Source organism: Nitrospira sp. Nam80 (assembly GCF_965152575.1).
Genome location: NZ_OZ224216.1, coordinates 2990877 through 3015136 on the forward strand (window position 1 = coordinate 2990877; position 24260 = coordinate 3015136).

Annotated in this window: 19 protein-coding genes; all 19 read right to left on the bottom strand. The window is 56.4% G+C overall.

Annotated features, from left to right (window positions below; genetic code table 11):
- Positions 1-411 precede the first annotated feature (411 nt).
- The 19 genes from ACWGXE_RS13980 to modA all read right to left on the bottom strand — a co-directional run bounded on the left by ACWGXE_RS13980 (position 412) and on the right by modA (position 24076).
- The gene (locus ACWGXE_RS13980; protein ID WP_447598425.1) at positions 412-876 is read right to left on the bottom strand and encodes a hypothetical protein; all 465 of its coding nucleotides are present in this window, start codon (positions 874-876) and stop codon (positions 412-414) included.
- Positions 877-1254: 378 nt separating this feature from the next.
- Positions 1255-2301 (bottom strand): endonuclease/exonuclease/phosphatase family protein, encoded by a 1047-nt coding sequence (locus tag ACWGXE_RS13985; protein ID WP_447598426.1) that lies wholly within the window; start codon positions 2299-2301, stop codon positions 1255-1257.
- 381 nt (positions 2302-2682) lie between these two features.
- Positions 2683-3633, bottom strand: coding sequence for a polysaccharide deacetylase family protein (locus ACWGXE_RS13990; protein ID WP_447598427.1), 951 nt, complete (start codon positions 3631-3633; stop codon positions 2683-2685).
- Positions 3634-3682: 49 nt separating this feature from the next.
- Positions 3683-4804 carry a GNAT family N-acetyltransferase gene (locus ACWGXE_RS13995; protein WP_447598428.1) on the bottom strand — a complete coding sequence of 374 codons (1122 nt, stop codon included), beginning with the start codon at positions 4802-4804 and terminating at the stop codon, positions 3683-3685.
- A gap of 2 nt (positions 4805-4806) precedes the next feature.
- Positions 4807-6405: an exosortase W gene (xrtW, locus tag ACWGXE_RS14000; protein WP_447598430.1), complete on the bottom strand. Its 1599-nt coding sequence runs from the start codon at positions 6403-6405 to the stop codon at positions 4807-4809.
- Positions 6406-6407: 2 nt separating this feature from the next.
- Positions 6408-8600: a tetratricopeptide repeat protein gene (locus ACWGXE_RS14005; RefSeq protein WP_447598431.1), complete on the bottom strand. Its 2193-nt coding sequence runs from the start codon at positions 8598-8600 to the stop codon at positions 6408-6410.
- Between the two features lie 117 nt (positions 8601-8717).
- Positions 8718-8978: a hypothetical protein gene (locus tag ACWGXE_RS14010; RefSeq protein WP_447598432.1), complete on the bottom strand. Its 261-nt coding sequence runs from the start codon at positions 8976-8978 to the stop codon at positions 8718-8720.
- A gap of 181 nt (positions 8979-9159) precedes the next feature.
- The gene (locus ACWGXE_RS14015) at positions 9160-10581 is read right to left on the bottom strand and encodes a PEP-CTERM sorting domain-containing protein (protein ID WP_447598434.1); all 1422 of its coding nucleotides are present in this window, start codon (positions 10579-10581) and stop codon (positions 9160-9162) included.
- A gap of 235 nt (positions 10582-10816) precedes the next feature.
- Positions 10817-11617, bottom strand: a complete 801-nt coding sequence (locus ACWGXE_RS14020; RefSeq protein ID WP_447598435.1) for a PEP-CTERM sorting domain-containing protein — start codon at positions 11615-11617, stop codon at positions 10817-10819.
- A 423-nt stretch (positions 11618-12040) separates the two neighbouring features.
- Positions 12041-12706 (bottom strand): CHASE3 domain-containing protein, encoded by a 666-nt coding sequence (locus tag ACWGXE_RS14025; RefSeq protein ID WP_447598436.1) that lies wholly within the window; start codon positions 12704-12706, stop codon positions 12041-12043.
- A gap of 309 nt (positions 12707-13015) precedes the next feature.
- Positions 13016-14305 carry a 4Fe-4S dicluster domain-containing protein gene (locus ACWGXE_RS14030; protein ID WP_447598437.1) on the bottom strand — a complete coding sequence of 430 codons (1290 nt, stop codon included), beginning with the start codon at positions 14303-14305 and terminating at the stop codon, positions 13016-13018.
- A gap of 117 nt (positions 14306-14422) precedes the next feature.
- Complete coding sequence (locus ACWGXE_RS14035) at positions 14423-17860, bottom strand: molybdopterin-dependent oxidoreductase (RefSeq protein WP_447598439.1); 3438 nt, start codon at positions 17858-17860, stop codon at positions 14423-14425.
- A gap of 444 nt (positions 17861-18304) precedes the next feature.
- Complete coding sequence (locus ACWGXE_RS14040; protein ID WP_447598440.1) at positions 18305-19747, bottom strand: sigma-54-dependent transcriptional regulator; 1443 nt, start codon at positions 19745-19747, stop codon at positions 18305-18307.
- A gap of 566 nt (positions 19748-20313) precedes the next feature.
- Positions 20314-20859, bottom strand: a complete 546-nt coding sequence (gene lexA, locus ACWGXE_RS14045) for a transcriptional repressor LexA (protein ID WP_447598442.1) — start codon at positions 20857-20859, stop codon at positions 20314-20316.
- A gap of 805 nt (positions 20860-21664) precedes the next feature.
- Positions 21665-21868 (bottom strand): TOBE domain-containing protein, encoded by a 204-nt coding sequence (locus tag ACWGXE_RS14050; RefSeq protein WP_447598443.1) that lies wholly within the window; start codon positions 21866-21868, stop codon positions 21665-21667.
- Between the two features lie 78 nt (positions 21869-21946).
- Positions 21947-22141, bottom strand: coding sequence for a TOBE domain-containing protein (locus tag ACWGXE_RS14055; RefSeq protein WP_447598444.1), 195 nt, complete (start codon positions 22139-22141; stop codon positions 21947-21949).
- Between the two features lie 504 nt (positions 22142-22645).
- The gene (locus ACWGXE_RS14060; RefSeq protein ID WP_447598445.1) at positions 22646-22825 is read right to left on the bottom strand and encodes a hypothetical protein; all 180 of its coding nucleotides are present in this window, start codon (positions 22823-22825) and stop codon (positions 22646-22648) included.
- 98 nt (positions 22826-22923) lie between these two features.
- Positions 22924-23223: a hypothetical protein gene (locus ACWGXE_RS14065; RefSeq protein ID WP_447598446.1), complete on the bottom strand. Its 300-nt coding sequence runs from the start codon at positions 23221-23223 to the stop codon at positions 22924-22926.
- Between the two features lie 73 nt (positions 23224-23296).
- Positions 23297-24076, bottom strand: coding sequence for a molybdate ABC transporter substrate-binding protein (gene modA, locus ACWGXE_RS14070; RefSeq protein WP_447603744.1), 780 nt, complete (start codon positions 24074-24076; stop codon positions 23297-23299).
- Between the last annotated feature and the right edge of the window lie 184 nt (positions 24077-24260).

Below are 24260 nucleotides of genomic sequence, written 5' to 3' on the forward strand. Positions count from 1 at the left end.
CCTTGCCGCTAGGCGCCTGTCGCGGACGGGACTCTCTTCCCGGCAAAGGTCTGATCATTTGCCGCCGTAGCTGTTCAGCGACGTTCGTCAGATCCGCCTTCGCTTCGACTAATAGTTCCTTTCCTATGGCAGTAAGAACCGGCGAGACATCCGTGGATGCGTCGTTCACAGTTTTCATCATTTCTTTCGTAAACGCTTCTATTCTTCCAACAGAACTTGTCTTGCGATCGGTCCGTTTCGTTTCATGGTCCAATGCCATGCACGACGAACACACTATCGCAACTAGTCCCAGACAGAGAAGCGAGCACATATGACCTCCTCGGACGCGCATAGCGTAATGAACCGGCTTGAGATTGATACGGGGTTGGTCTCTCGCGACGCCACACCGGTCGGGCAGATCGCCGCCGAAACCTACTGTGAACCGCAGGCAGGGACGTCCTTGTCCTTTGCCGGGTCCATCGCCCTGCTGTTTATTTCGGAAACGGAAATAGTCACGCCGCTACTCTGTTCAACTGCTTGCTGCAGCAAAGGAATGGTTTCGCTGAGGATTGAATGATAGAGGCCAGCGAAGCGTTCTTCCGTGATTTGATCACCGGTCAGCCGAGATGCTATGTGTCGCCAATTCTTGTCAACTTCTTCGTTCATTAACTGTGACGACGGCGATGGCGTCCCCCGCGCCATGTCGGACCGGCTGGCGGCAATATAGTAGAGCGCTTCGACAGGCCTGTGATCCTTGGTGCAGGCCGTTGACCTGAACACCCGATTGTCGTGTTGATGAAAAACATCCTCATCAGACATGGTCAAGAAGGTTCCAGCCGTTGCGCTGCCTAAAACAACCGTGGCAAATACAACCTCACTATAGACAATGAGCTTCACGGCAGACCTTCGTTGTCACGATCACTTGTGGTAGGTTCACTCTCATGCTCACTCTATCAAACAGGAAAGCGGCCTGAATAGGGCGGTTCCTTCCAGACACGTCTGTGCGTCGTCGGCTTGGCCATCTAGTCGCCGCTATGCCGGGCGTAGGCGCGGTCTCCCGCTAGATGCCCAGAGATCAACCTAAGACGACGGATAGATGGCTGGTTCTAATGGTCCTGCCCCTGAAGTTCTTCGATCATATCGGCTGATAACAGACAACACATACCATCGCCTCCATGGGCTCTAAGCGGACCCGCTTTTTCGGCTTAACGTGCTCCGCGCCTTATACGGAGTGAACAAATAGTGTGCCGCTGGTCATAATTCTTTTGATCCCGATCAGCGGCTCAATGTAATTTCCGCCAAGACGCCGCTGTGGTCGGACACCGCGGGCTCGGATGGATCGATTGGACCAGTTGCTGTATTCCCGGGATTGAAGACTACTCGACTCAGGTGCACGGCATCGGCGTCGCGAAGGAAGAGATAATCAATTCGCGCAGGCTTGGAGAAAGCGGCGCCGGTTCGCTGAGCGATTAAGCCCTGTAACGGGCTCACGCCATCGGTGCAGTGGATGTCGGCCTTTCCATTCCAGCATAGAGTGTCAGGGGCGTCGCCGATTTGAGCTCTTCGGTATTCCGCATACACGTCGCGAAATCCGGCTCGTGTGATGATCTCGTATACCGCCTGTTCGGCTGCCCCCTTTGCGAGGTCCAGGTTCAGATCCCCACCGAGGATTACATGGCTGCCGGCTGCTTTACCTTCGACGCGCTCGACGAACTCGAGCACTGCGCGAACCTGCCGCTCCAACGATTCGCTCGAACAGGCGGCGCAGAAGTGCGTGTTATAGACATGGAGAGTGCCATATCCGGGCAGGCTCATCTGCGCGACTTGAACATTGCGCGTGATTTTGAGGTCAATCCCTTCAAATGCTTCTTCGGATTCGACAGGAAGAAATGCCGCGAAATGCCGCGTGACATCGCAGCGGCTCAGAATCGCGTTGGCGGTGGTCAGCACCAGCGGAACGCCGGTTTCCCAGGCAACCCGCAATTCATACGGCTCCGAGCTCCGTTCATTCAATGCCCGCTGCAGGTCGCGGGCACTGTCCGAGGTGCCCAAGAGTTTTTGAATACGGTCGACATCGCTCAACACTGCTTCTTGCAGCATGAGCACATGGATCTTGTTAACCGCGGCAAACTCGGCGATGTCGTTCCATGCTTTCTGCCGCATCGATGCCGGCGCATCGTAAAGTGTGTTAAGCGTCAGCACATTGAGCCGTCCCGTCGTGGCGATATCGGGACAGTCCGCCACGGGTTCCTGCGACCGCTTTGAAGCGCACCCGGAACAGACTAAACCAAGGGCGATAACGGCGAAAGCTAAACGCTTCATATGAGTTCTTGCTCCATGCGTGGCCGTAATCGGTCAGAGTCGATCTTCTAAAATTGCGGCTGGTCTCCGACACCCTTCGAGCAGATGTCACTGTGATAATAGCTCGTCCATTGAGGATGCACAACGGTCGATCACCTTGAGCCCCGCCTCCTCTGCCTCAAAACTGTTCGCTCTATAAGCCTGGGCATCTGGCTAGGCTTACTATACCGACATAGCCTTCGCCGGATTTACCGAGATTCGTCTTTTCGTCGAAAGCCTTGTAGTTGCCGGAATCGGCAGGTTTGATTTAGTTCTATCTGCGTCGGCGCCGGAACCAAGCGTGCTCCTACTTATTGGCTCCGAATTGGCAGGGCTCGTTATACTGAAACGCTGGCGGCTGGGCTAGCTCAGGACCTGCCGGCCATGTGAGTCAGGTATCCTTTCGGCCACCCGCTCCGCTGCGTCCGACAACGACACCGGTCTGATACCGTGGTTGCGGCAAAATTCCAACACTGTGCGCAGTGCTGTCATAAAACGATTCTTCTCCCTCCCGGTGCGCACAAATGGCGTGCAGCCGATTTGCAGAGACGGGGAATGAAAGAATAGATTGAGGATCTTGCAGCCTTCCCGCATCGACTGGCGCAGGAGTCTGATCAGCCGAGCCGGGGTTTCTCGTTCCGGCGACAGCCAGACTCTGCGCAGAAATCCCAGTCTTCCCAACAAGCCGGCCATGCGCAAATGCTGAAACGGCGGCTGTATGAGTTGTCGATGCAGTCGGTGACAGCGCGCAAAGCTCCCGCCGACATACCCGATCGTCACAGGCACTTCAAACATGTCTCCGTTGGGATCGTTCCTTGAAAAGTCCCCGCGCGAAAAAGCAAATGCATGGGGCGAGTAAGCTGAAAAATCCGGCCCCCCTGATGCCGTCCAAGAGGTGTATGGGGTGATGGAGGTATCGATCCGGCATCCCAGCCCGGCGAGGATGCCGGCTGCTTCACGGCCGAACCCCCATCGCCCACTTCGAAAAGCCAGTGGCGCTCGGTCGAAGCGCCGTTGAATCATCTCGTGCAGCCGTTTTAACTTCTCCATTTGCAGCGTCTGAGGCAGATTGCACAGCATGCTATTGTGGCGATTCAGCGCCTCCTCACGAGGCGGGGTGGTCCAAGGATGGCAGTGCATTCCGATCTCGCATTGTCCCGCATCCAGCAATTCCCGAAAGACCGCCACCGCCTTCTCGTCGTTCGCCACCGGATACGTGAGCAAATAAGTCGGCACAACATGATGGTCGTTCAACAAGATTTGGAGTGCCGGCACCTGCTGTATATTGGTGACGCTTGGGATCCCCGAAGGCACACCCCACTGATCCTCCTCCGCATCGATGGTGACGACGATTTCCAGCTCTCTACCTCACGAGGATTTTGACGGCCTGCTTCGCGCTCTCGATGACCTTGAGTAGAAGAGCTCGGCCATGGCGGTTATAAGCGCGCATTGTGACGGATCGCCTGATATCGTCAGCCCAGCGCTCTTTGTAATCGGCTCGTCCTTGCAAGAAGTCGAAGTGGTCGTCGCCTTCTTCGATAGCCTGTTCGATGCGATGGGCAAGTAACAGCATCCCGGGGCTGGCATGAGGCGCCGCCGTGGGATCGCATCCTGGCAAATAGAAATAGTACGTCCCCTCGTAGATGAAGCCGTAAATGCCGGCGATCGGCCGATCATCGAGGGTAAGCAGGCTCAGACTCAGCCATCCTGTGTTCTCGAAGGAGCTCACGATATCGTAATTGAAAGCGCGGAAACGCTCACGGCTGAACGCTCCTCCGCCTCTACCGGCGCTCATCCATTTGGTCTCATGAAGCGCAATGATTGCGTCAAACGCCTGACTCAACTCCGGTCCATTTTGGATATGGCGATACGACACCGGACCGAGCCGTTGCAGTGCTTTCTGCTTCCGTTGCAGGTTGTAGCGGCGATTGGCGCTCAATGTGCGTCGATATTCGACGCACGAACGCGGAAGATGGAGGATGGGGCAACAGGTGCTTCGTGTCATATCGATGACTTTGCCCGCCGCCTCAAAACATTCTCTAAGGATATCGACGCTTGACGATTCAGCCGGAATCTCTTCCAGCGTGAGCACATCCCATGCGTTCGCAGCCTCCTGGAACAAGAAACGGTAGAGGCGGCGCCACACCATTTGCTTGTCCGTTGGCTCGGCAATAATATCCAAATACGAGGAGCACACTTCCTCCGTGCCGAGAAATGCGATCTCCCGATACCGTGCGACGGAATCGAATCGAACCGACCGGATGTAGAACGGCGCGATCCCGCGCACATGATCGCCGTCATCCACGACGATGAGAATCCAGAGACGATTACCGCCGAGGAACCGCCTCGCCCATCGGTACAGCCATTCCCACGTCAGAAAAATTCCGTGAGGTCCGGACCGGTGCAAGAGATCGGTCCATTCTGATGCAAGCCGGCTGAATTCGTCCACGCTGCCGATGACACGAACCGAGAATTCACGAGACATAGTCATTCCGCCACGTAGCGCTGAATCACGGGAAACAGCGCCCGCGCGAATGCCTCAACCTCATCAGCTATGGCCTCTTTATTGCTTGCGTGAGGTTCTCCGCAAATCAGAACCAACGCGCCATTCGACCCTTCGTGCCTGAGCGCTTGGCCAATCGTCGCCGCTTTCGCTTCGTAACGGTCGGCAATAGACCGGCCGTTGACGGAATACCAAAACAGAATCGGCGTGCGGACTCCGTGTTCCTCCGCGAATCCGATATTCACCGTCCGGTGATGCGTGCCGATCCTCATCGTCGTTGCGGTCACCCTCCGATGGAGCGGCGCCGTTAGATAGCTCACCAGTTCTTTGCCCTGCATTTGGGAATCGAGATACGCGATGTACAGGCGAACGGCCGAGCCGCCGGCCTTTCGATATGTCCGGATCACTTCGTGATCAGCCCCGGCAATCTTCACGAGCGGCGATCCTCTCTCTGGTCCGTCGGCGGCCCATTCACCGATGGTCGATGGAAAGGTCGCGAAAGATTCTTTCGCGGCCACCGGACCGCGATCATAGCCATAGAGATAGACGATCGCCGGCAACAATATGGCTAGAAGCAGCCGCCACTGGCGCCTCCAGCTTTGCCACGCGGGAACCTTGCGTGGGACCGAGACTCCGGGGCGACCGGCCGGCACGATTGTCCCTTGTTCCATTTTCGACAAGGTCCACGCGCATACGAAGAGGCCGCCGAATCCGATCCAATACACCAACATGCCTTGCAGGATATGGAAAGGCCCATGCACTTGCGGGCCCCAGCCCCAGAGGTATCCAATCATGCCGATCAGTGCCACTCTCGCCCAGTTGGCCACGACGCTGATAAGAAGCGCCATCATGATGAGCACGAGTCTGCTCCGCCACCGGCACAGAGCGACTGAAGCCAGCGGCAATCCGATCGCGAGGACCGCGATCAAATACCCCGCCCCGCTGCATTGAACAGCCACCTCGAGCACGCCGTTCGGAAAATGAATGAAGGTGCCGTCGAGATAGATCGGCACACCCGCCGACTGGAACAACAGGCTCACTACTTTCGCGGCCAGGGCTTGCAGCGGCTGATGCAACGGCTCCACGACCACATCCAAGACCGGTGTCATGAACGTGAGGTAGATAATCGGAAACGCTAAGGCTTTTAGGCAGGGGCGGCCGAATAATACCAGCATTAATCCCGCCAGCATTCCAATGAACGACACGCTGCTGAGCGTGATGACGCCGCCGGCAATCCCAACAAATAGGGCGGCCAATGACAAAAGAACCAAGCCCGATCCAGGAACGGGCGCCGGCTTGATGGGAAGTTCGGCGAGGTCCGGCCACTTGGTTTTGGTCAGATAGAGACTCATGAGAGGAATCAAGAACCCGTGGGAATAGTCTTCACGAGTCATCCAAAGGTCCCAGAGCTCTCTGAAGACCGGCACATATAAGACAAACAAGGCAACACCAAGGAGAACGGCATAGAACCAAAGGCGGTTATCGCTCCCTCGCTCGCGAGGCAACACCCTACGAAATGTCGCGGCCGTCTCTGAAGAATCCCGTGAGACTGGTTCAACAAATGGATTGTCGAATGTGGGCATGTCTATTCGCGCAACTGAGCCAATGTGGTGGCCGCTTCCTTGGCGCCGGGAAAGGTTTTCGAAAGGGACAAGGCTGCTTCCAGTTCGGTTGCTGCCGAGACCTTTTCACCTCGTCGCGCCAAGATCATGGCATAGTGATATCGAACCGCCGGATTATCACCGAGCCCGCCGACGGCCGCGGTCAAGAGTGGATACGCCTCATCAAAGAGTCCCTTCTTGAAATAAATCCATCCCACGGTATCTTGAACCGCCGGAGAATTGGGGGCGGCAGTAATAGCCAGCCGGCCATACCGCAAGGCTTCATCCAGGTTCGCATCCTGATCGACCAGACTCGCGGCGAGGTTGTTCGCCGCCACATAATTTGTCGGTCTGAGTTCAAGCGCTCGCCGATACTCGGCATTGGCCTCTTCCATACGTCCTACCGATGCCAACAAAAGGCCCAGCGAGGTATGAGCGGCCTCAAAGGCGTCATCTTGCCGGAGTGCCTTACGGAGGGCCGCCTCGGCTGCCGCCGTCCTCTTCTGTGAAATATACAATTGTGCCAATTGATAGGTCGGCCGTGAATCGGAAGGCGCCAAGACCGCCGCCTTTAGTAACGCTTCTTCAGCCTGGGCAGGATGCCGCGCCGCAATATGAAATCGACCGGCGACTTCCCAGCGGACCGGGTCTTGAGGCCCCTTGCGGAGATAGTCTCTGAGCAAGCGTCCGGCTTTCTCTTGTTGTCCGGCCGCGATCAACGCAAGCAGATATTCGGACATGAGCCCATGATCGGCCGGGCTCCGTTTGACCGCCTCACCAAACAGCGCCGCTGCCTGCGATGACAACCCTTGTCGTTGTTTGAGCAGCGCCATTTTGGCCGGACCAATGGAGTCTTGCGGAAGCTGTGTCAGAATCGCTGAATAGACCGCTTCGGCCTTCCCCCAATCATCCCGAAGCAAAAAGGAATCCGCATACAGAACGGCTGCCTGAACATGAGCCGGATTACGGCGCAGGATCTCAAACGCCTCCTGCTCCGCCTTCGCAAAGGAGTTCTCTCTCAGATACAGCTCGGCCAGTACAAGATGTGCCTTGACCGTCGCCGGATCGAGCTTCACCGCTTCACGCAGCTGCTCTTCACCCGCGACGCGGCGTCCCTCCACGAGATCGAGTACCCCGAGATACAAGTGTGCCGCCGCCATGCCGGGCTCACGCTTGACGACCCTCTCGAAGAGAGTTCGGGCCTCCACGCGCTTCTGCTCGGCCAGCGCAAGACGTCCTTTCAGATAGAGGGCGGCGGAGCCCTGCTCCCCATGCTGCAGCACGGCCGCCACAAGGGGCTGGGCTTCGGCGACTTTCCCTAATTCCAGCTTCAATTCGGCCAGCAGGGCACGAGCTTTCCGGGATTTTGTTTCCTCCGCGAGGGCGGTCAATTCTTTCTCCGCGCGGTCCGGTCGGCCTTGCGTCAGATGGTGAACCGCAATAGCCAGGCGCGTATCCTGCGCCTCTTTGCTGAGCGCAATCGCCCGATCGAAATCCCTTTCACCGTCAGCCGGACGCCCTGCCGCAAAAAAATAATTCCCTCGCGCCACATACGCTTCGATCGAATCGGGATTGGTCTTCACGGCACGGTCATACCAGGACAGCGCCTGGACGGGGCTCTGCTGAAGGAAATACAGATGGCCCAAGGTCATCATTGTTTCGAACGCGGTTGGATCTCGTCGCACCGCTTCCTCGAAACGGGCGATGGCGGACGCAATATCCCCTTGTCCGGCCGCTAGGCGACCCTGAAGGATATAGCCGGTTGCGCGGTCTCCATGTTCCGCCGTCAACCGTTCCGCGATCCGAGCCGCCTCCCCGATTTTTCCGGTTGCGAGGTACATCTGTCCCAACAGGTCTTTCGCGTCGATATGGGAGGGGTCGATCGCCATGACTCGCTGGAGTTCGGCAATGGAGGTTTGACCATCTCGCACGGTCAGCGCGGCACGGGCAAGTTTCCAATGGATGGCGGCATCATTCGGCGCCGCCCGCGCCGCATTCTTATACTCAATGACGGCCTCCGCGTACTTCCGCTGCTCGGCATACCGGTCACCTCGTTCCACATGCTGGGCGGCCTGCTGCTCACCCGATGACGTACAGGACCACAAGACGGCACTCAGAGAAAGCACCACCCAATATCGCGCCGAGGGACGCATCGATTTATCAAGCTTGTGGCTCACAGAGCCTCAGGAAGGCACAGAAGTCGATCGTAGGTCCTGTTTTTTTCGTAGCGATTTTAGTAACCGTGCACAAAATGTTCAATACGCCTGTCACAATGGAAGCATTTCCTGCATCGATCATGGAGGATGACAATCCATCCCTGCCTGAAGTTTCAGGTCGGCGGGAAGCAGCACCGAAGGAACCTGGAACAACCGCGCAGCGATCCTGGACACCTGAATCAGCGGTCTTTCCCGCTTTTCAACATTATTCTTGTGAGATCGGGGATCGGAATCGGGACGGAACGATGTGTTCAATTGATACGCCGATTCGACCACCATGGTGATCGAATCGAGGTAATCCATCAGCGCCGGCGAAACAGATAAAATCTGCGGCCGCATTCCCGACATCGATAGGGATATCGCCCGATCAGGCTGTATAGAAAATCTTTGATGCCGTGTCGGGTCGAGCGATAAACGCGGAACCGGCATGCGCAATGGCGGACTGTCTCCGATTCTGAAGAACGATCCGCTTTGAAGCTGAGGAGTGGCATGGCATGGCTCAGGGCTTGAGTCTGGCTAATCATGAGGATCGGCGGCCATTGTGAGAGTCCGGTCGGCATAATGTCCGACGCCAGCCAGCCAATCCTAACAGCCCGGATCCCATGAGCAAGAGCGTGCTGGGTTCCGAAGCCGCGGCAAAGCCGAATCGAATCTCCGTAATTTGCGTAGACCAGGAGGTTTCTCCCGACGCCCACTCTTGAATCGTCCAAAACGACTTGGAGTTGGAGGGGTCCACCATCGTGGCGCTATAGTCTCCCCACAGGAGACGGCGATACGATGCAGCCCCTTCCCGCAGCAATAATGGATCGCCAAACACCGTTTTGCCGTTGATGGTCACCCCCGCCACGGCATAGGCGCTGGCGAACTGGCTTTTCCCAGATCCCGTAAAACCTATGACCACGTCCCCGCTTTTATTCACCGCGATTGAACCATCGAAAAAATCCAGTCCGGGTTTTTTGATCAAGCCTTCCTGCAATACTTTATTGCTGTCCCCATCGATTTGGAACCAGCGAAGCGCAGCCTGGCCGCTATCCGAGACTGTCTGGACGCCCCAGACCGTATTATTCTGCATGACGACGGTACTGCCGAGCTCGCTGCCGCCGCGAAGGTTCAAGTTTGGCGCCACGCCCGGCTGCGCCGCAGTGAACGTTGCCGGAAAGGGGGAGAGGGGGATGAAGCCGCCGGCGGTATTGAGGGTCGGCGATCGGATATCACCGACAATCTCAGACTTTTTCAGCTGATCGGTAAAGAGGAACGGACTCGATAAGAGCGCCGCCGATGATCGCTTGTTATCCAAATCGACAACAGGCTGTACGGCGAACCCCGTTTCGACTTGATTAGGGAATATGGTGGCATGCGCCACCGTGGGTGTCGGAGAAATTAAATCAGTTTTAGGCACCGCCACAATAGTATTGGTTATCTGGCCGACCTGGATGGGAAACATGTTCGCCGAAAGATAGACCCCTTCACGATTATAGCCCAGCGTCGGGAAATCGGCCGCACGCTGCCGAGTGGAATCACTCTGGATTGAAAATCCATTCCAGCCCAACGTCGGGTCGGATGATTTTGAAACGGCGAGCAGAAAGTTATTCGGACCATCGGCATTATCGACCGAGGCCGCCAGATAGCGTTCGCTGAAGGGATCGTACACCACACGCGGATCGAATGCGTACTTGATAGGAACGGCGCCTGCATTACTCCAAAATTGATCCAGGGTACTGCTTTGAATGACCGAGCCGGATCCCTTGTCGTAGACCGCATATCGCCCGTTCAGTATTTCGACAAAATTGGTCGGGCCGACCGCTCCGATCGTATCGGGCGGAATGAAGCCGCTGTTTAAAAAGCTGCTTCCCGTAAAGTTCTGTCCGATGCTGACCAGCTGGTCGCTGATCGAGAACGGGGCTGCAGGACACACTGAAACAGTCGCCACTTCAATCATCATGATCAAAAATCCGGCAGTGAAAGGCCGGGATGAGAAGCGGCGTGGCGTCACAGGCGCATCTGCATGCATTGAAGCAACCTGCCGACCTGAATCACGATTCGCTCGCCGGTAAACAAAGCCGACGAGAATCGTCCCGGAGTATAGACCTTAGCGGGATCGGCCGCAATCGGCTCTGTTGAGAATACGTGTATTATTCACGCCTCGTTCAACAAGCAGGCGACTGGCGGACGATCGGCTAGAGCAGTTGTCTCCACCGCCACCACGTCAAACCGGCGACACCGAACGCCATGAGAAACACGGTACCCGGTTCGGGAGCCGAGGCAGTAGGAAGAATAAGGATTTCTCCCACGCCGCCGCGGACACTCTCGTTCGCGAAGGTCAGACCGGGTCCGTCAGACGACTGGTAACCGAACACCGGGCTCGTCATTCCACCAGCAAATCCGCTGAACTGCCATCTCAAGACATTGCTGTTGGTTAAGGCCTGGCCGTCTGTGCTCATTTTGACCTTCGGCGACGGGTCCTGATTGATCGCAAGTCCGAAGCCCTTCGCTCTATCCAGATCACCCCCGGGCCCATCGCCGGCACAGGATGGAAATTTGCAGCCGGATATCAGAAAGTTCACGGTGCTGAGACGTCCCGTCGCATCAACCATTTTCCCTTGGTCGAGAAAGTCTGCACGTAATCCCTGAGCATCGAATGATCCCATGGCCGTGACTCTTCCCCTCGATTGGAATGATAAATCGGTGATGTCCGAAAACGGCGAGGCGCTTCCGTAATTGGTGACCTGATAGAGATAGGTGAACTGGTGAGGATTCAAATTGGCTCCAGAGCTTCCGCTTGATTGAAATAACGGAGTCAAGACATTGAGGAATGGATCGCCCGGCGGAAGCACGGCAAAATTGACCACACTGTTCAGATTCTCGCTATGGCCGGTGTATCCCGGCATGGGCACAGCGTATGACGGCGAGCATATCAACCCGAAGATGAGCGCGCCGATTACCAATCCCACACTTACAGCATGCATCTTGCCCGTCATGCGCCCTCCTCTCTCAATAACGGCCATCATGAACTTACCGACCAACGACGTTCGGCATGCGAAGGTCGCATAGAAATCCTGACGAATTGGTGTTCGATAGTTCGAAGCAGCGGGTGCAATCGCAGTGGCTATTTTCCCCTGGTGGAGAAAATCAAGCCCGAATCATTCGGCCCTAGCGTACCGGGCAGTATAGTAATCGGGACGACGGGTGGCAAGACAAACTTTTTTCAACACCCGTATTTGTGCGACTCGCTCACCGGCCTTGGACAAGGTGTCCATATGGTCCGGCGGGGAATTGAGAAGTTTATCCGTGCTGTCATTGCGCCTGCCCACCATTAGGTGATTTGGCCTAATCAGGCATCTGCGTCGCATATGTGAAAATGGATTGTAGTGAAGGATCGTTTAAAGGCGGTGAACCCGCTGCTATGGTTGGCGCGCCGCCGGCGCCGAGGGCAAGCCCGCATTCGAACGATTCATGGCGGACCGAAAGACCAGGCGCGCCACGACTATGCCGACAATGAGCATGGCGACATCAGCGATGAGAAGTCGCTGTATCGTTTGTTCCTTGAGCGATTGTTCTTCGAGGTCAACCTGTGCGAACTCATCCGCAAGCCGGCCTTCAAAATCCTCCACCGCCTTTTCGATGGTCTTCGACAATACCAATCCCTCTCCCGACCTGATGTACGACAACACGTCCTCCTGCTTTCCGTTATCAATCTGCATCGTCATCTTCCGCTTCGATTCCACCAGCTCGCGCAGCCGCATTGATAAGATTTTGGCCCGCGCCTGGAGGTGAGGAAATTTTTGGGTCAGCCGAAGGAGACGATCGACACTGTCTTGTACTTTCGCTTCACCCGTCACAACCGGCTGCAAAAACGCGGTTTGACTTGTGAGGACGTATCCCCGGAATCCATTTTCAATGTCCGCGGTCAGCCACTGGAGTCGCAGCATCTCTTCTTTGATTTGGTGCTTTTCCTGCTGGGCTTGATTTATGGCATGCCATTGCCATACCAGAGGAATTTGGGCGAGGACGAACAGTCCGACAGGGATCACCGCAGCCAGTACGTAGGTGAGGTACCGCTTCCGCACTCGACCCTCCCGGACAGACCAGACGCGGCTACGAGGCTTCCTTAATCCATACCACGACTTAAATAACAAAGGCAGGATGCTCTCTTACGAACATCCTGCCCTTGCTGTTCGGACACATGAGTCCTCTCGCCGGCTCGTATGACGACTGGTCTACGCTTCAACGCACGACCAATGCCTTCTTACCTAGAGAGAGGACCTAGACTCACAGTCTTCGACTCTACCGTTCTACTCGTCCTCCCGAACACCTGCAGCAGATAAGTCCGACAGGAAGAGGAAGGATAAATCCTTCCTCTTCCGCCGTCATGGGACTTAGAGCCACTGCACCCGTTCAGCGGGCCGGATGTAGATCGGCTCTTCGACCTGAATACGCGCCACTTCCTTCCCCGACTTGTTGAAGCCCAGCACGGTATCGTTGAACATCTCGAACCGCTTCCCGTGAATCTGGGTCTCGAACACCTTCGGGCCCGGAATGACGTCGTACCGGAAGATGATCTGCTGGCTCGCTCTCCAGAGTTGGAGCACGGCCAACAACTCCCGGCTCGGCACCAGGTACTTCTCGATCGCATTGTCCACGCCCGGCCCGAACATCTGCCGCGCGTAGCCCCGCGGGCTGTGCCGCGGCGGAATGTAGAAGCCGTTCGGCTCCGTGCCCCACTGCGGATACAACGGCAAGGCCACCTGCTCCACGCGAATCGCGTAGTACAACGGATGCCACCGATCCTCCGCCCAGAGGCCGTCTTCGCCGATCCGCACCAGGCTCTGCATCCGGATCTTCCCGACGCAGGCCGCCATGCAGCGCGTTTCCATCGGCTCCCCGCCCGTCAACGGATCCTTCCCTTCGATCCGCGGATAGCAGGCAATGCACTTCTCCGACACCCGGGTCGTCCCCCGGTACATCGGCTTCTTGAACGGGCACTGCTCCACGCACTTCTTGTACCCGCGGCAGCGGTTCTGGTCGATCAACACGATGCCGTCTTCCGGCCGCTTGTAGATCGCCTTCCGCGGGCACGCCGCCAGACAGCCCGGATACGTGCAGTGATTGCAGATCCGCTGCAGATAGAAGAAGAACGTTTCATGCTCCGGGAGGCTGCTCCCGGACAGCCGCCACGGTTCGTCCCGGCTGAAGCCCGACTTGTCGATGCCTTCCACCAGGGCCCGCATCGAGGTCGCCGTGTCTTCATAGATGTTGACGAACCGCCATTCCTGGTCCGTCGGGATGTAGCCGATCGCCGCCTGGCCCACTTTGGCCCCCGCGTCGAAAATCGTCATCCCTTCGAACACCCCGTAGGGCGCATGGTGCTTGCGGCCCACCCGCACGTTCCACACCTGCCCCCCCGGGTTCACTTGCTCGATCAACTGCGTGATCTTCACGTCGTAGAACTGGGGATACCCGCCGTACGGCTTGGTCTCCACATTGTTCCACCACATGTACTCCTGGCCCTTCGAGAACAGCCAGGTCGACTTGTCCGCCATCGAACAGGTCTGGCAGGCTAAACACCGATTGATGTTGAACACAAAGGCAAACTGCCATTTCGGATGCCGCTCCTCGTACGGGTACAGCATCTTCCGGCCCAGTTGCCAGTTATAGACTTCAGGCATTGTGAATCCTCCTTCTGGTCATGATCTCGTGGTTAGTCGTTCGCATCTCGTCCCTCGGCTCTCGCATCTCGTGATGCGTCCCTTGCGAGCGACGCGTCACGCTTCACGAGGTCCGCGTTAGACTTTGATCTTGATGTGCTCGCCTTTGAGCCACTTGATCATGAACTCGTTCTCCTGACCCGGCGTAAACCCGGTCCGGACCGGCTCCCATGGGCCCCGCGCGCCGATGCCGCCGTCTTCCGCCTTGGTGATACGGATCAAGCATTCCTTCGGCGTCGTATTGACCGCATGGTGGTCGATCGCATACCCCCACTTGAACTTCCACGCAATCGCGTGTTTGCCCGGTAAGCTGTCGGTCTGGTGCATCGGCATCAACCAGCTCCGCGTAAACGACTGCTGGGCGCCGTACCGGAAGTTCGACTGATACCCGGTATCGACGGCAATCGCGCGGCCGTCCGGCCTCGTCTCGTGCCCCTTCACCGACTTCGCCGTCGACACGTACGGGGCGTGCTTCGCCATCGTCACGTGGTACGGATACGCCGGGTTGTATTTACACCGGATCATCAACCGGCTGACCTTGTAGAACGGGTCCGACGGTTTCCAGCCGCGATACGGCCGGTCCACCGGGTTGCCGTCCACATAGCAATAGTCGCCGTCATTGATCCCGCGGTCTTTCGCCGCCTGCGGGTTGATGTGCAACTGGTGCTCGCCGACCCCCGGCGTCCGTTTGTCCATCCGGTACGGATCCCCGAAGTTCGACTCGTAAATCTGCACCCAGTCGTTCACCGACCACTGGCTGTGCACCCGATGCCGGGTCTTGGGCGTTACGCAGTAGAACTGGTAGCCCTTCTCCCACAACGGGTTGGCATGTCGCTTGATTTCTGCCCACGGCAGCTTGATGTTCCGCACGTGCTTGTCATCATGGTGCTGCGCCGTGATCGGAATCCCGTAGTCATCCGGCCGGATGTACGGGTTATTCGAGAAGATCGCGTTCGGCAGATACGGCGTACACTCCGGGCCTTCGCGGTGCACCACGAAGTTCTCGCCGTACTCGATCGCTTCCGGCTCGATCCGATAGGTCTCCAGCCGGCCCGACCGCGTCCATTGCGGCTTCGACTCGTTCGTCTCTTCCCACAACGGATGGCGCGGATAGGTGCGCGTCATCACCATCCAGCCCTTCTCCGACTTCAGCATGACGTCGGCGCTGTACCCGTACATCGTGGCGCTGGCATCCAGCATCCGCTGCGGATACACGTCCACCCGGTTCATGTACACAAAGTGGAATACACCCCGGATGCGGGCATCGCCCGTCATCTCGGAGAGCTTCGCCGCCACGCCCGCGAACGTATCGGCATCGTTGCGCGTGTCATACAGCGGCCGGATCCCGCCCTTCCAGATCTGCACCCACGGATTCGACACCGTGGCCGTCATCTCCGGATAGGTGAACTCCATCCAGCTGTTGCACGCAAAGGCGATATCGGCATGGTTCACGTCCGACGTCATCTCGATGTCCTGGGTCACGATCATCTCGATGTTCGGATCGACGTTCTTCACCATGTCATAGTGGTGCTTCGCGTTGTTCAAAATGTTCACGTTCGTGACCCAGCGCACCTTGCTCGGGCTCGGCATGTGGGTCTTGCCCGTGAACACCTTGCGGCCGTACTTCGGCGTATTGACGATCAAGGCGGTGTCGCCATGGTTCCAATAGCCGACTTCTTCGCCGTAGTAGTAGGATTTGGTCTTGACCTCCTTGCCGTGCGCATTCGGATCGAGGGTCAGATTGAACGGATCCTCGCCCGTATGCACCGCCAAGCCGGCGCCGGACCAGGGCGTCGCATTCCAGATGCCGGCCTTGTAGTTGCCGGACCAGGTATGGCAACCCGTCCCGAACTTGCCGTGATTGCCGGTATAGGTCAGCAACAACGCGGCCGCCCGTCCCATTTCCGTCATGTGGAAATAGTGGCAGACGCCTTCGCCGTTGTGCATCGCCGCCGGCTTCACGGTGCCGCTGTCCCGCCCCCATCGAACAATCAAATCCTTCGGCGAGCGAGTGATTTGATGAACGGTATCCAAATCATAGTCCTGGAGGTGGACTTGGTACATTTGATAAATCGGCGCCACGTCCACTTCGCGGCCATTGAGCAACTTCACGCGGTACGTCCCGGTCAGGGCCGGATCGATGCCGCTCTCGACGAAATGGAACCCGACCTGCTCCCGATGCAAGGGCACCGGCGCCTTCTTGTTCAGGTCCCAGACCATCATGCCGCCCAAGCGGTCAATTTGATCCGGCTTCAGCGCCTGCACCCGCCCCGAATAGCTCTTCGAGAAATCGGGGAACTTGTAGTCCGCGATCACGTCCCGCGGATCCAAATACTGCAACGTGTCCGTACGAATGAGAATCGGGAAGTCAGCGAATTGCTTGATGTAGTCGATGTCCTGCATATTTTCGTCAACGACGATTTTGCAGGCTCCCAGGAATAAGGCCGCATCGGTCTCCGGCCGAACCGGAATCCAATAGTCGGCCCGATAGGCCGTCGGGTTGTATTCGGGCGTGATCACCACGACGCGGGCCCCGCGCTCGATACACTCCAACTTCCAGTGCGCTTCCGGCATCTTGTTCTCGACAAAGTTCTTGCCCCAGCTCGTATTCAGCTTCGAGAACCGCATATCGGATAGGTCGACATCGCAGTTCTGCGTGCCGTTCCACCAGGGATGGCTGGGATCCTGGTCGCCGTGCCAGGTATAGTTCGAATAGTACTTCCCGCCCTGCGCCCGATCCGGATCGACCTTCCGAATCCAGCTGTCCAAGAGCGGCAGCACGCCGCCGTTGAAGCGGGTGTTCATCATCTTGCCGACGATGCCCAAGACCGGCATCCCGGCGCGATGCTTGAAGCAGCGCACCCCGGCGCCCTTCATCATCTCGATCATTTCCGGCGCATACCCCTGCTCCCGCAGACGGCGGGCGCCCGCCTCGCCGCTATAGCGCGTGGCAATGATGATGCAGCCTTTCGCCGCGTAGGTGAACGCCGTATCCCAGGAGACGCGCACCATGTCGTCGAGATACCGGCTGTCGAATTTATATTTCCGCTTCACGTCCGGGGTCAGCTCCGGGGAGCCGGCATCCATCCATTCTTTCCAGCCCTTCCGCATCAACGGCCCTTTCAAGCGATAGGGACCATAGACCCGGCGGTGGAAGGTGAAGCCTTTCAAACACATACGCGGGTTATGGCCGAACGTCCCGCGGTTGCCATACAGATCTTCGTAGGTTTGGTGGTCGTAGTTCTGCTCAACCCGCATCACCACGCCGTTTCGGACGAAGGCGCGGACGCGACACCCGTGGGTGTCGTTCGGAGAGCAGCACCAGGTGAAGGAGGAGTCATACCGATATTGATCGTGATAGACCCGCTCCCAGGACCGATCCGGATATTCGCCGAGTGGATTGCCGACCTCGACCACCGGCTGCAGCGCCGTCAGCGCCAAGGCCTTATCGGCCAAAGCCGCAACTGCGACGGTCCCAGCAGAAAATTTAAGAAACTGCCGACGTGATAACTGCATTGCGAACACCTCCTGCTTGAATAGACATTCTTCCTGTCAACGAAATTCCCTCGTGCCTTTCGCTCCGGGGTCTACCCTCACCTCCTTTCAAAATGCTCATTATTTGGCCTCCCGACTGAGTGACATAGAAGTATCGCGGCGGGAATCTATTACAACGATCATGCCGCGCAAGCAGACAAAACGCCAAACAGCTCATACGTTTTTATCTTGTTATTTCAATGGCTTACCAGCATTGCGAAACGAGTACTGAGCCGACTGGTGGCAGCTTGATAGGTCTATTGTCAGTGTACGCTGACCCGATTAGACACAACAATCATAAGTATTTGAAATACCTAATATTATTGCTGTCAGCAATTACTGACACCAAGGCGGATCTTGGGATTTCCGCATGAACACTGGGGATACCACTGGAAGGGGAGAATCAACTGTCAGAAAAAGCTGACGCTATTGATGACTATCCTTAATATAGCGGCGCATGATTTCGTGGAAGTATGATCGCGGCAAACCGGCATCGGTAGCCGCATGGGTCACATTGCCTTGGCGATGTTCCAGCTTACTGCTGATGTAGCGCCGGTTAAACTCTTCCAATACCTTTTCCTTGGCCTTCGCGTAGGGAAGATGCAGATAATCTTCTGTAACGGAATTGCGAGTCTCATCGGGAAACTGCAATAGACTCATGATCTCGCCGCGCCCGATCCGATCTCCCTTTGCCAGCATGACCGCTCGCTCCATGACATTTCGCAGCTCCCGAACATTACCCGGCCAAGGATAGGCCACCAATTCGGTGACGGCTGCTGGATGGAGATCATCCACATACTTACCGAACTCTCTGGCATAGCGGCCGATAAAGTGCCGTGCCAGGAGCGGAATATCCTGAGTTCGTTCTCGTAACGACGGGACTTTGATCACCATGACATTCAAACGGAAAAACAGATCCTTACGAAATTCATTACGTTTCACTCGCTCGGCCAGATCTTGGTTGGTTGCAGCAATGAACCGGACATTGACTTTTTTCTGATGGGTGCTCCCCACAGCCCGAACTTCACCCTCTTCTAAAACCCGCAACAACTTTGCCTGCAATGCCAGCGGCAGTTCCCCGATTTCATCAAGAAAAACCGTACCACCCACGCCCAATTCGATTAGGCCGGGCTTGTCCACAACGGCTCCTGTAAATGCCCCACGGACGTGACCGAACAGCTCGCTCTCCACCATACCTTCTGAAAACGACGTGCAATCCACGACCTGAAAGGGCCCGTTCTGATCAACACTTCGGTCGTGAATGGCCCGGGCAATCAATTCCTTACCAGTCCCAGTCTCGCCGATGATCAACGTCGTGGATGGTACACATGTCGCCGCCTCGATCATGGCCATTACGTTTTGGATAGCGGGGCTCACTCCGATGATATTCTTGAAGCTCTCCGTAGACACCGGATGCTGAGGCTCATATTGTGACAGAATTTCCGACATCCGCATGGCTCGATGGATCCGAGCGATCAGGTCGAGCCGCGCGAAAGGCTTTACAACGTAATCAAAAGCTCCGTGCCTCATGGCATCCACGGCTGTTTCAACGGCATCAATACAGCTCAGGATCATCACTGGGATCCGTCGATCCATCATCTGGACGCGCTGCAATAATTCAATGCCGTTCATGCCTGGAAGCCGAACATCCGTGATGACGAGATCGACACGTCGTTCTTCCAATATTTTGAGCCCACCCTCTGCACGAGCGGCAATAACCAATTCCACGTCCTCGTCTTCATGACGCGGTAGGTCGTTTTCCGCTGTGTGAAGGAACGTTTCCACATCCGCGCCGCTGTCTTCCACCAAGAGAATGGTAAAGACCTTTTGTGCGGCGGTCGGCTCACGTCGATCATGAACCCGCCTCATGCCTCTGCTCCTTGCCTGCGAAAAGCACCGGGGCTAACTGTGCATGGGAATAGTACCATGGCATGCGGGGGTTTCACTAGATTCCAAGAGCGGCGCGAGTACCCCGGACGGCTTCGATGGCGACGGGATAGTCATTTGCTAGCCGCAGCATCCCGACTGGAATTGACGCCGATGATAGAACCATACGAGACACCGGATGCACAGATGAAGATCCGTGTGGGACTCTTCGTCATGGAAACTTGTCCGGCGTGCGGCGACCTGACCGCAATCTGAGCACAGGCCGGCGGTCGAGGATTCTTTATCAGAAGAGAGAAGGGGCATGACGTTCTACCCTCCTATTTTGACGAACCATAGCAGCGGCCATCCCACTCTGCTTCCAGTTTCCAAACAGCGCACGGAGGCAAGACCCTTTCGGAAGAACGGAGCCTGCCGGCACATGCCCGCGATTTAGTTCCTGCTGTAGTCGGCTGACACGCTGGTCAAGCACCGCAATGGTCTTTTCCAGGTCATGCAGCCGCTCAAGGAATTGCAAACGTTCACCGGCTCCCATCGTTTCCTCCCTTCGCTCATGGTTCACAATGGCGAATGACTCCAATTACTACACCTTCAATTCTGAATTCGTCGTTGGCTCGGACAACAATAGAGCTCATCGACGTGTTCGCCGGATGGAGTTCAATGTGCCCCTCCTTTCGATGAAAGATTTTTACCGTGGCTTCGCGATTGACGATCGCCACGACGGTCTGTCCATTCCGCGCGGTAGCTTGTTTCCGGACGATCACGAAGTCACCGGAAAGAATGCCGTCCTCCTTCATCGATTCACCTTTTACCCGCAACGCGAATGTATCGCCGCCGCGTAGCATGCTCGGAGGAACTTCGACCGATTCCGATTGGGGCACCGGCTCGATGGGTAAGCCGGCCGCCACGATCCCCGCCATGGGTACCTCGATATTTTGAAGCAGTTGGCGAACGGCGACCTGTACGGCACCTCCGATCTTCCGGGCGCCGGTCTCATAGCGGGCAATCGACACACGAGTAGTTTGCAGCGCGTCAGCCAGTTGCTGCTGGGTCAGCCCCAGTTGCTCTCGAATGGCTTTTAGGTCGGCGGCCTTCATGGTGTATCCATTGGTTACATCATTCTCGCATTGATTGTCAAATCGATTTGTCTGGGTATCGCTTATCCCGATTCAAATTGAACACCTCTAATACTAATTCGTATGATATTCCTACACTTAGTAAGACAGCCCCAATATCTTGTAGTGTGAGTTACCGGCGGTTCAATGCCTAAAAATTAGGCAAGGTGGTCTTCAATGTCGCCCTGGACTGAGGCCTGACATGCAAGGAAGTCCTTTATCAACAGGGATATCCACAAAACTTGGGGAGAATAAGGGAGCAGATCAATATACTTGACCAGGAGGCAGGCAAGCTGTGAATGTAGAGAATCGTATTCTCATCACTATCAAGGCTACCGGCTGGTGAGCGATATCTTAGGAAGAACACTTAGAAGAGCTTGATGCAATGGGACAGGCCATGGGCGCCGGTGGAACACCGGCCGGTATGCCGGATATGAATGCAATGATGGCGACCGCCATCCGCAGGGCAGGCTACGCCGGGATGGCGCCGCATTCTGAAGTGAAGGATGTCTTGTATGTTTGTGGCCTCGACGTCCGAGTAACTAGGCGATCATTGATTTCGGGATAGCTCAAAGCATATCGTATGCGGTCCGTCGGCCAAGTGCTTCAAAAAGAACTCAATATCCAACAGGCGACGCCGATCGTGCGCGAAAAGCCCACGACCGGCATCGCCGGCCTCTTCTGACGGCGTTGTCAGCCCGACACTTCCTTTCAACCCAACTTTCGTCCCACGCGCAACCGTTTCTGATCGCGCCGAGCAGCGAGTGAATTGCACTGCGAAACAGGCTTATTTGCCGACCATCACTTCGGTTGCCTTGACCGCGATCGTCACCGAATCGTTCACCTTGAGTCCCATCTGTTTCACCGATCCTTCCGTGATCGCCGCCACAAATTCGAGAGTGCCCACCTTGACGGTCACCTCGGCCATCGCCTGACCCTCGGTGATTTTTGTCACCGTGCCCTGGAATTGATTGCGTGCGCTCAGTTTCATCCGAGACCTCCTTGTCCTGCGTAAATGGTTGCTCGACCGAATTCTCAGTGTTCTCTGATCAACATCACGTCGGTCGCCTTAATCAACGCCACCACATGATCGCAATTTGCAGCCCCAGCGTATCAAGACGTCGCGCGTGATGACCGCCGTCACCTTTTGATCCCCGACGTCAAGATTAACTTGCGCCAGGATGACGTCTCGCTTGATCGCCGAGACTTTCCCCACCAGCCTATTGCGGCCGCTGACATCTTCTCCCTCAGGCTTCTTCACCATGACCGCGATAACCTCTGGGAGGCCCACCGGCAACGTCGTGCATTATTCTGTCGCCTCGAACTGAGGCCGATGTCCCATTTCCCCCATACCGAAAGACGGCACAGCTGACATCCCAACGACGAGCGCGAGCGTTGCGCCTGCTCTGGCGATCTTGAATCGAGAGTTCGATGTCATGATCAATCGATCCTCCGGTGTAAAAAGAGTTTCGACGCCAGACGACCAATACAATTCTAGGAATCTTATGGAGCGTTTCGATATAAATCCAGCTGTTTCTACCGTCAATTTATGATTATTCTAGCGGCGGCGAAACCGCGCGGTCCCGCTCGTTTATAAAAACGAGGCAGGGTCAGTACCATGAAGGTGTGCTAGAACTCAACAGCGGATGGAGCAGGCTGGTCGGACCAGAAGAATCCGGTCATCGATGAGAGGACAGACTCGTGCTCACGAACAATCGCGAAAACATCTTGCGCCCTTATCCCGAGGATGCGTATGAGTCGGCCGTAATTAAACTGCCGACCACTTCCCCGCGAGCGCCGCGGAGACCTGGCCCAGTCGAAGACCGTTCACTATTCGGACTTCCCAGACATGCGTGGCACGTTGCATGTACTTCAGCACGAACCGCTCGACGATAAAATCATCCTGACCGCTTTCGAGCAGATGCTTCGGATTCGCGCAATCGCGCAATCGAGCGGCGTCGGAGCAGCCCCGGTACAAAAAAAGGCGTAGGAGATCCCGATGACCGGAGAAAAGATTCCCAATGGCCTGCTCCGAATCTTGGCCAATTACTTCGGTTGCTCACTGGTGTGATGGGCTCCTTCTGTAACGGCGCTGTCACCGTCCTTGCATTCGAACTGAATCCCCCATCGCGTTCCCCTGATTTCATCTTCCGTTCCTTCTACGATACCCATACCGGCGCTGCTGTACCCTCTCGCCTGCCCTTCTCGGATGATCCGGGAACCGGCTGGACACTTGCGCTTGATCAGATCCATCGCCTCCCGCCTGTATATCGACCCCACCGGCCCGCCCCGATCAACTTTATAAATGTAGGTAACCAGGCCGCCTTGGTCCGATTCCCGGTTCATCGTGACTGCCTCAGAACAAGCGACCGACGTTATGACGGCCGCCATACAGAGGGCCTCTCTGCAATATTTATATTTACTCCGGCAAGGCGAAGCCATAGAGACGCATGACCTCCTGACCATCGGCACCCTTCATGAACTCTATAAACTGCTGCGCAAGTTTCTGATTGGTCGAACGTTTCAGGATCACCGCCCCTTTTTCAATCACCGGATGGGCCTCGGGCGGGACTTCCCAATAATGACCAGCGATTTTCATATCAGGTGAAAGGGCCACAGAAAGGGCGATAATCCCGACCTCCGCCGCGCCGGATTCGACAAACTTCGCGGCCTGAAAGGTATTCTCCGACACGACCAATTTATCTTTCACCGCATCATAGACCTGAAAGTAGTTCATCGCCGACACCGCCGCTCGACCGTAGGGCGCATGTTTGGGGTTGGGGATGGAGACCTTTTGAATGCCGGAGTTCCGCAAAAGCTCCAGACCCTTTTCGACATCAAGTCGTGAACCATTTGGAACCCACAACACAAGACGGCCGACCGCATACCGATACAGCGTACCGGGCGCGGTCAGTCCCGCCTCCTCCAATTTCTTGGGATAGCCCATATCCGACGAGAAAAACAGATCGAACGGCGCATCGTTCCTGATCTGCGAATACAAATTGCCCGACGAGCCGATCGATACGTTGACTTTGGCGCCGCTGGCCGCTTCGAACTTGGCCGTCATTTCCTTCATGGCGAAATTGAGCGCCGACGCGGCCGCAATGGCCAACTCCTCGGCCGGCGCGGCGGTCGGCAGCGCCTGACTTCCGAATGCGAGGAAAAAGACAACAGTCAGGCAACGAACATATCCTTTCATAGTCGGCACACTCATCCCTCCTTGATACATACACACAGGAATCGATCTCATTAATCTGAGACGTGTGTGCCGACGATTCTAACATTCACTATCCCATCCTTTCAGCTTCTACTCGGCCTTCATCTCATTTCTTCATCACTCCCGCAGCGAAAGCTTCGCCGTACAACAAGACTGATCCTCTCGG